Source organism: Streptomyces capoamus, assembly GCF_014654935.1.
Classification (GTDB): domain Bacteria; phylum Actinomycetota; class Actinomycetes; order Streptomycetales; family Streptomycetaceae; genus Streptomyces; species Streptomyces capoamus.
The window spans coordinates 189,236-196,664 of the sequence record NZ_BNBF01000010.1; the positions used below are offsets into that span (position 1 = coordinate 189,236).

At 74.1% G+C, this 7,429-nt stretch carries 9 protein-coding genes and 1 tRNA gene; 7 read left to right on the forward strand and 3 right to left on the reverse strand.

The genetic code is table 11. The features are described from left to right. The 4 genes from IE312_RS40690 to IE312_RS18140 form a co-directional block, all read left to right on the forward strand. Nucleotides 1-597, forward strand: a 597-nt coding sequence (locus tag IE312_RS40690; protein ID WP_229900028.1) for a peptidoglycan-binding protein, incomplete at its 5' end; no start/stop codon positions are given. Nucleotides 598-660: 63 nt separating this feature from the next. Further along, entirely contained in the window at nucleotides 661-1,797 is a 1,137-nt protein-coding gene (locus IE312_RS18130) for an SPFH domain-containing protein (protein ID WP_189983009.1), read from the forward strand. Between the two features lie 124 nt (nucleotides 1,798-1,921). Next, complete coding sequence (locus tag IE312_RS18135; protein ID WP_189983011.1) at nucleotides 1,922-2,527, forward strand: lytic polysaccharide monooxygenase auxiliary activity family 9 protein; 606 nt, start codon at nucleotides 1,922-1,924, stop codon at nucleotides 2,525-2,527. Between the two features lie 120 nt (nucleotides 2,528-2,647). Continuing rightward, entirely contained in the window at nucleotides 2,648-3,115 is a 468-nt protein-coding gene (locus IE312_RS18140; RefSeq protein ID WP_189983013.1) for a DUF3592 domain-containing protein, read from the forward strand. A gap of 54 nt (nucleotides 3,116-3,169) precedes the next feature. Here the strand turns inward: IE312_RS18140 and IE312_RS18145 are convergent. The 3 genes from IE312_RS18145 to IE312_RS18155 form a co-directional block, all read right to left on the reverse strand. Then, nucleotides 3,170-3,243, reverse strand: a tRNA-Lys gene (locus IE312_RS18145). Between the two features lie 90 nt (nucleotides 3,244-3,333). After that, complete coding sequence (locus IE312_RS18150) at nucleotides 3,334-4,086, reverse strand: IclR family transcriptional regulator (protein ID WP_189983015.1); 753 nt, start codon at nucleotides 4,084-4,086, stop codon at nucleotides 3,334-3,336. A gap of 214 nt (nucleotides 4,087-4,300) precedes the next feature. Beyond that, on the reverse strand, nucleotides 4,301-5,254 hold the full coding sequence (locus IE312_RS18155) for a D-2-hydroxyacid dehydrogenase (protein WP_189983016.1): 954 nt from the start codon (nucleotides 5,252-5,254) through the stop codon (nucleotides 4,301-4,303). Nucleotides 5,255-5,481: 227 nt separating this feature from the next. Here IE312_RS18155 and IE312_RS18160 point away from each other — a divergent pair, with 227 nt between their 5' ends. The 3 genes from IE312_RS18160 (at nucleotide 5,482) to IE312_RS18170 (ending at nucleotide 7,371) form a co-directional block, all read left to right on the forward strand. Further along, entirely contained in the window at nucleotides 5,482-6,186 is a 705-nt protein-coding gene (locus tag IE312_RS18160) for a maleate cis-trans isomerase family protein (protein ID WP_189983018.1), read from the forward strand. A 117-nt stretch (nucleotides 6,187-6,303) separates the two neighbouring features. Continuing rightward, entirely contained in the window at nucleotides 6,304-6,672 is a 369-nt protein-coding gene (locus IE312_RS18165; protein ID WP_189983021.1) for a DUF8844 domain-containing protein, read from the forward strand. 129 nt (nucleotides 6,673-6,801) lie between these two features. After that, nucleotides 6,802-7,371: a bifunctional DNA primase/polymerase gene (locus IE312_RS18170; protein ID WP_189983022.1), complete on the forward strand. Its 570-nt coding sequence runs from the start codon at nucleotides 6,802-6,804 to the stop codon at nucleotides 7,369-7,371. The last annotated feature ends 58 nt before the right edge of the window (nucleotides 7,372-7,429 follow it).

The window sequence follows — 7,429 nt, forward strand, 5'->3', positions numbered from 1 at the left end:
AAGTACGTCCCGTACCGCTACAAGGGACTGACCAAGGCCGCGGCCGGCGCCGGGCCGGCGCCCGGCGGGAAGGCCGCGGTGGCCTACCCCGGCGCGGCCTACTTCGGCCCCGGCGCCCGCAACAAGTACGTCACCCTGCTCGGCGAGATGCTGATCGCCCGGGGCGCGCGCTCCTCCTACGCGCACGGCCCGGGACCGGTCTGGGGCGAGGCCGACCGGCGCGCCACCCAGGCGTTCCAGCGGGCCCAGGGCTGGACGGGCGCCGACGCCGACGGGATCCCCGGCCGGCGCACCTGGGACCTGCTGTCCACCGGCCGGGGCAAGGACGTCACGGCAGCCGGACCCGCCTCGCACGGGGTCCCCGGCTACCCCGGCCGGCAGTACTTCCGGCCGGGCCGCAGCAACGACCACATCACCCGTCTCGGGGCCCAGCTGGTGAAGAAGGGATTCGGCCGGTTCTACGACCGCGGTCCCGGACCGCACTGGGGCGAGGCGGACCGGCGGGCCGTCGAGGCCTTCCAGCGCGCCCAGGGCTGGCGCGGCGGCGCGGCGGACGGTTACCCCGGACCGGAGACCTGGCGCCGCCTGTTCGCCTGACCGGGCACCCCACTTGCACCCCACCCCTTTCATGACGCGTCTGGCGCGGAGGCTGGAGCACGCATGAGTACGACCGCATCCCACATGCCGCCCGGATCCGAGGGGCAGTCGGACGGCGTGGCCGCCGGCCCCGGCATCCGGCCGGTCCGCCTGATCCACACCGAGGCGACCACCGAGATCCCCGTCCACCTGCTCTTCCGGGACGACCCGGATCCGGTGGAGGTGCCGCTCCGGCCGGCCGTGGTGGCCCGCCGGCAGGGCACCGGCGAACAGCCGCGCCAGCGCCGTCCGGTGCCGGTGCGCAGGCGGCCGCTGCCGCAGACCGACCCGGAGCTGGCGGAACGCCCGGCGCGGGTGCTGCCCGGCGCGGCCGGGGTGCTCGCCGGGGCCTGCGGGGTCACCGGCTGTCTGGCCACCACCTGGTGGGCGGGCCTGCTGCCGCCGCTGGCCGGCGAGGCGCTGCGGCTGCCGGTGTCCACGGGTGCCGGCCTCGGTCCCGCGCAGTGGGCCGCGTACGCCGGGGCGGGGATGCTCGGCGCGTTCGGCTTCGGCGGCCTGGCCCGGGGCCGGGCGGGACGGGCCTGGGTGCTGGGCCTGTTCGGGCGGTACCGGGGGACCGTCCGGCGCACCGGGCTGCTGTGGGTGAACCCGCTGGTGCTGCGCCGCCGGGTGGACGTGCGGCTGCGGCACTGGCGCAGCGAGGCGATGCCGGCGACGGACCCCGACGGGGTGGCGCTGCGGGTGGTGGTGCTGGTGGTGTGGCGGGTGCGGGACACCGCGCGGGCCCTGCTCGGCATCGACGACCACGAGACCTATCTGCGCGAGTGCGTGGAGGCGGCTTTGGCCCGGGTGCCGGTGGAGCCCGCGGGCGGGACGCGGGGCGGGACGACGGCGGCCGGGGACGCGCTGACCCGGCTGGTGGGGACGGAGACCGCGCCGGTCGGGCTCGAGGTGTTCTCGGTGCAGCCGGTGCGGGTGGACTACGCGCCCGAGGTGGCGTCCGCGATGCACCGGCGCCGGATCGCCGCGCTGGACGCCCGGCAGCGGGCCAGCATGCTCAGCTCGGTGGTGGACTCGGTGGAGGACACGGTGACCCGGTTGACCGTGCGCGGTCTGGTCGAACTGGACGACTACGAGCGCAAGGTGCTGGTCCGTGACCTGACGGTGGCGTTCTGCTCGGGGCGCGGCGAGCCGGTGTAGGGGTGGGCGCACAGCGGGTTCGCGATTGGTATGGACATGTTCAACTAGCGGCAATAATCTGAGGCTTGGTCTAGACCTAATCCGCACGGCTCACCGAACTCCCACGTTCCCCAGGAGCGGCAGCATGCGCACCAAGACCAAGTTGTCCGCGATCGTGCTGGGCGCGGTCACCGCCGGAGCCTTCGCGCTCTCCACCGGCGGCGCCAGCGGGCACGGTTACACCGACCTCCCCATCAGCAGGCAGAAACTCTGTCAGAACGGCACCGTGGCGAACTGCGGCCAGATCCAGTGGGAGCCGCAGAGCGTCGAGGGCCCCAAGGGCTTCCCGGCCGGCGGCCCCGCCGACGGCCAGCTCTGCAACGCGGGCCTGGGCCAGTTCGCCCCGCTCAGCTCGCCGAGGACGCCGTCCGGCGCGGACTGGCCCACGACCAAGGTGACGGGCGGCCAGTCGTACACGTTCCGCTGGCAGTTCACCGCCATGCACGCGACGACGGACTTCAGGTACTACATCACCAAGCCGGGCTGGAACCAGAACCACAACCTCACCCGCTCGGACCTCAACCTCACCCCGTTCCTGACGGTGCCCTACAACGGCCAGCGCCCGCCGGCCACCCTCAGCCACAGCGGCACCCTGCCGAGCGGTCTGAGCGGGCACCACGTCATCCTCGCGGTGTGGACGATCGCCGACACGGGCAACGCGTTCTACGCCTGCTCGGACGTCACCTTCTGATCCCCGTTCCGGTACGGCACGGAAACTGAGGTTCCCTTGAGGGCGGGCGCCCCGCGCACCGGATAGGTTCCCGCCACACCGCTCGATCGGCAGCGGCGGACCTTGTCCCGGGGGAACCTCATGTTCGAGTCGCTCTTCTACGTCGTACCCGCCGTCATGCTCGCGGGCTTCGCGTCCGCCGCGTTCCTGCTGGTCCGCCGTGCCCGGCGGATCAGCAGGACGTGGGCGCACGGCCTGACCGCGCAGGCGCGCTGTCTGCGGATGTTCACGACGACCAGCGGGGGTGGCGGGGACACCTCCGTGCACACGACCGTCCACCACGTCTACGAGTTCACCACCCGGGAGGGCCGCACGGTCCGCTTCGAGGAGGAGGACGGCCCCGCCACCGTCCTGGAGGGCGACGTCGTGACCGTGCGCTACCTGCCGGAGCTGCCCCAGCGCGCCACCGCCCGGCCCCCGGCGCGCGCCGGCCTCTTCGCCGGCACCGGTGCCGGACTGGTCTTCCTCGGCGTGGCCGGCGCCTTCTGCGTCGCCTTCATGGTGGCGGCCCACACGATGTTCTCCGAGTCCGGCGGCATGATCCCCTAGAGCGCCGGAGACGCCGAAGGGCCCCCCGCTTCCGCGAGGGGCCCTTCGATCACGTGCGCCGCCAGGGACTCGAACCCCGGACCCGCTGATTAAGAGTCAGCTGCTCTAACCAACTGAGCTAGCGGCGCATGACTCCCGCCCGCCTCGGTTTTTCCTCCGTGGCCGGCGACGAAGAAAATACTACCTGGTCCCGGGGGGTGCTCGTGACCACGCCGGATCTACAGCGTGAGCGACAGGACCACCGGGGCCGCGTTCCGGTTCAGGGTCTCCGCCGCCTGCTTCAGCCGGTGCGCGTGCTCCACCGGGAGCGAGACGGCCAGGCAGCCCACCGAGGACCCCGCGGTGAGCGGCACCGCCGCGCAGACCGTGCCGACCGCGTACTCCTGGAGGTCCAGGACCGGCACCGTCGGCGGCTGCGACTCCAGCCGGGACAGCAGCAGCTTGTCACTGGTGATCGTCCGGGAGGTCAGCCGGGCCATCTTGTACCGGGACAGGTGGTCGCGGCGGGCGTTGTGGTCCAGCTGGGTCAGCAGGCTCTTGCCGACGGCGGTCGCGTGGGCGGAGCAGCGGAAGTCCACCCACTCGTTGACCGCGGGGGTGCCGGGCCCGGCGGCGTACTGGGTGACGCGGACCTCGCCGTCCAGGTACCGGCTGAGGTAGACCGCCGCGCCGACCGAGTCGCGCAGCCGGTCCAGCATGCGCTGGAGCCTGTCGCGCAGGGCCTGCTCCCGGTCGTGCGCCGAGGTGAGCCGGCGCAGGGTGTCGCCGGTGACGTACGCGCCGTCGGTGATCTGCTCGACGTAGCCCTCGCGGCGCAGCATCCGCAGCAGGGCGGTGAGCCGCTCGGCGCCGAGGCCGGTGCGGCGGGCCAGCTCGGTGTCGGTGACGCCGGCGGAGTGCCGGGCCACGGTCTCCAGCACGCGCAGCGCGTCCTGGGCGGAGTGGTACGGGGCGGTCGGCTCGATCCTCATGTCGTCCCCCTCGGCCGCGATCCGGGTCGGCGGATCCTCTCCACGATAGCTGTCAAACCGGTGCCGGAGAGAGGGGGTTGGCGAGATTCTCCGGGGGGCTCGGGCCCCCAACCGGGGCGGAGATCCCGTGGCATATGCCAGCGTCATGACCCAGGGGACGGACCTCGGCTCTTCCCGCCCGCACCCCGCTCCGCCGCCTCGTCCTCCGCGGCCCTCAGTGGCCGGGTACGTAACCGCGCGCCTTGTCGACCACGTTCGGCAGCGCTCTGCCCGCCGCCCACCGCTCGTAGAACTCCACGAACTGCGCGCCGAGTTCGTCCCGCCGGCCGATCGTGTCGCCGCTCATGTGCGGGGATACGATCAGCCCCGGCAGCTCCCAGAGCGCACTGTCCGCGGGCAGCGGTTCGGCGGCGAACACGTCCAGCGCCGCGCCCGCGATCCACCGCCGGGCCAGCGCCCGGGCCAGGGCCTCCTCGTCGACCAGGTCACCCCGGCCGACATTCACGAAGAACGCCGAAGGCTGCATCACACCGAACCGGCGGGCGTCGAACATGCGGTACGTCCGCTCGGTCAGCGGGGCCGCCGCGATCACCCAGTCCGCGCGGGAGACCAGCCGGTCCAGGTCGTCCGGCCCGTGCACGCCGGTCCGCGGCACCCGCCCGACCAGCGCCGTCGTCACGCCCAGCGCCTTCAGCGCGCGGACGGTGGCCCGGCCGACCGGCCCCGAGCCGACCACGCACGCGCGCGTGCCCGCCACCCGCCGGGTCTCCCGGTGCCGCCAGGTCCGCTCCCGCTGGTACTCCAGCGTCCGCGGCAGATCCTTGGCGACCGCCAGCACCAGGGCCGCCACGTACTCCGCGACCGGCTGGTCGAAGACCCCGCGCGCGTTGGTCACCACCGTGTCCGACGCGGCCAGCTCCGGGCACATCAGATGGTCCACGCCCGCGCTCGCCGCGTGCACCCAGCGCGGCCGGGGCCCGTCCCCGGGCCACGCCCCGCGCACCGCGTGCGAGGTGAAGTCCCACACCAGCAGCACGTCCGCGGCGGGCAGCCGCTCGGCCAGGTGCGCCGCGTCCGTGTGCACGATCCGGGCGCGCCCGGTGAGGCGGCCGAGCCGGGGCGGCGGATCGGCGTCGAGGACCAGCACGGTGGGCACGGTCGGCGTCATGCGGGGCGGCTCCCGGCGTCTGGCATGCGCGGACGGACCACGCTCGCACCCCGGACCACCGCCGTCAACAGGGGCGCGCCCACGATCGTTTGCCCGCGCATCACCGAGCGTGAGGCCGGTGCCGCCGCGCCGAGTGGGTACCCGGGACCCGGAGCCCGCGCGGCGCTGTGAGCCGCAGCTGCCCGCGCACGGCCCGTACTGCCCGCGCAACAGCAGGAAGGCTGGACATGACCGCACTCGGATTCCTCTACCCGGGCCACTTCGCCGAGGACGACTACCCACGCATGGAGCAGCTCCTGGGCAGCGACATCCGGGTCGAGCTGAGCCGCACCGGCCCCGGCGCGGACGCGGACTCCGCCGCCCGGCTCGCCGAGGGCGTGGAGGAGCTGCGGCTGGCCGGGGCCGAGACGGTGGTGTGGGCGTCCACCAGCGGCAGCTTCACCCACGGCTGGGAGGGCGCCCAGGAGCAGGTGCGGACCCTGGCCCGGCTGGCCGGCATGCCGGCCTCCTCGACGTCCTTCGCCTTCGTGCACGCCGCCCGGGAGATCGGCGTACGGCGGGTCGCCGTCGGCGCCACCTACGCCGACGACGTCACCGCGCTGTTCGCGGACTTCCTGCGGGCCGGCGGCCTGGAGGTGACCGGGCTGCGCTCCTCGGGCGCCGTCACCGCGGCGGAGGCCGGCACCTGGGGCGAGGAGGAGGTGCTGACGCTGGCCCGCGCCGCCGACGCGGCCGACGCGGAGGCCGTGCTGCTGCCGGACACCGCCCTGCACACCGCCGCGCACCTCGGCCTGCTGGAGAAGGCCCTGTCCAAGCCGGTGCTCACCGCCAACCAGGTCACGGTGTGGGAGGCCCTGCGGCTCGCCGACCGCCGGGTGAACGCGCCGTCGCTGGGGAGCCTCTTCACCCGGGAGCCGTTGGTGCAGGTGTAGCCCCGGTTCCGCCCCCCTTTCCTCCTCGGGCCCGGGTGCCCTTGCGCCGACGCGGGACAATGGACGGTGGCCCACCCGAAGGCGGCGCCGGAGGACCGTACGAGGAGGAGACACGACATGGCGGAGCCCACGCCGCGACGGAACGAACCGCGGCTACGCCCCGCGCCCCTGCTCTTCGAGCCCGCGGAGGCGGCCGGGGATCCGGAGCACTTCTTCGACCTGGAGTCGATCGAGGACCCGCGGGCGCTGCTGGCCCGGGCCACGGAGCTGTCCCAGGCGTTCCGCGCGGCCGCCGACCGGGCCGTGGAGTTCCAGGCCCTCGCGGCGGCCCAGCTCGCCGACCCGCGCCGGTTCGACCGGCTGACCCCGGCGGACATCGCCGAGCGCGCGGAGTGGACCGAGGACTACGCGAAGAAGATGGTCGAGTTCGGGCGGGACCTGATGCGCGGCGAGCCGGACGGACGCACGCCCGCCGATCCGCTGTAAGACCCGGCGATCCGCTGTAACACCCGGTCGGCATATGCCAGGCGGGCAAGATACTCCTCCCGGGTCGACCCTGTCCCGGTTTTCGGCAACCCAGCGGAACGAATCGTTCACAGGCTGTATCCGTAGTGCATGAGCAGCGCACCGAACGTCACCCGGGTCGGCTCCGACGGCATCGCCTGGCTCGCCTCGGCGGGCAGCCACGCGCGCAGCACCCTGGCCCTGTGGGAGGAGCGCCCGGACGCCCCGGTCGTCCTGCCCTGCGGCACCGTCTTCGACGTGGTGAGCGCCCCGGCGGTGTTCGGGCGCCGCATGCTGGACCGGCTGTGGGACGAGGGCGCCGGCTCGGGCCCGGTCGCGGTGTTCCGGGGGCGGATGCTGCTGTTCGCCGCCCCGGGGACGGCTCAGCGGCTGCCCTCGCTGCTGGACTGGGAGGAGTGGGGGTCGCAGCGGGCGCGGGCGGTGCCGCCGCTGCTGTGTCACGGCGTCGGCGACGCGGTGACCGTCCCGCCCCTGACCTGCGCGGACGCCTCCGGCACGGCCCGCTGGCTGGTCGCCCCGGACACCCGGCGCCCCTGGCTGCCCGGCCCGGAGGTGCTGCTCTGGGCGGCCGTGCGGGCCGCCCGGGCGGCGGTGCGGATTTCGATTTTTCCTCCTGCCGACCAGGATGCTAATGTCTACGACGTCAGCAGGCGCCGCTAGCTCAGTTGGTTAGAGCAGCTGACTCTTAATCAGCGGGTCCGGGGTTCGAGTCCCTGGC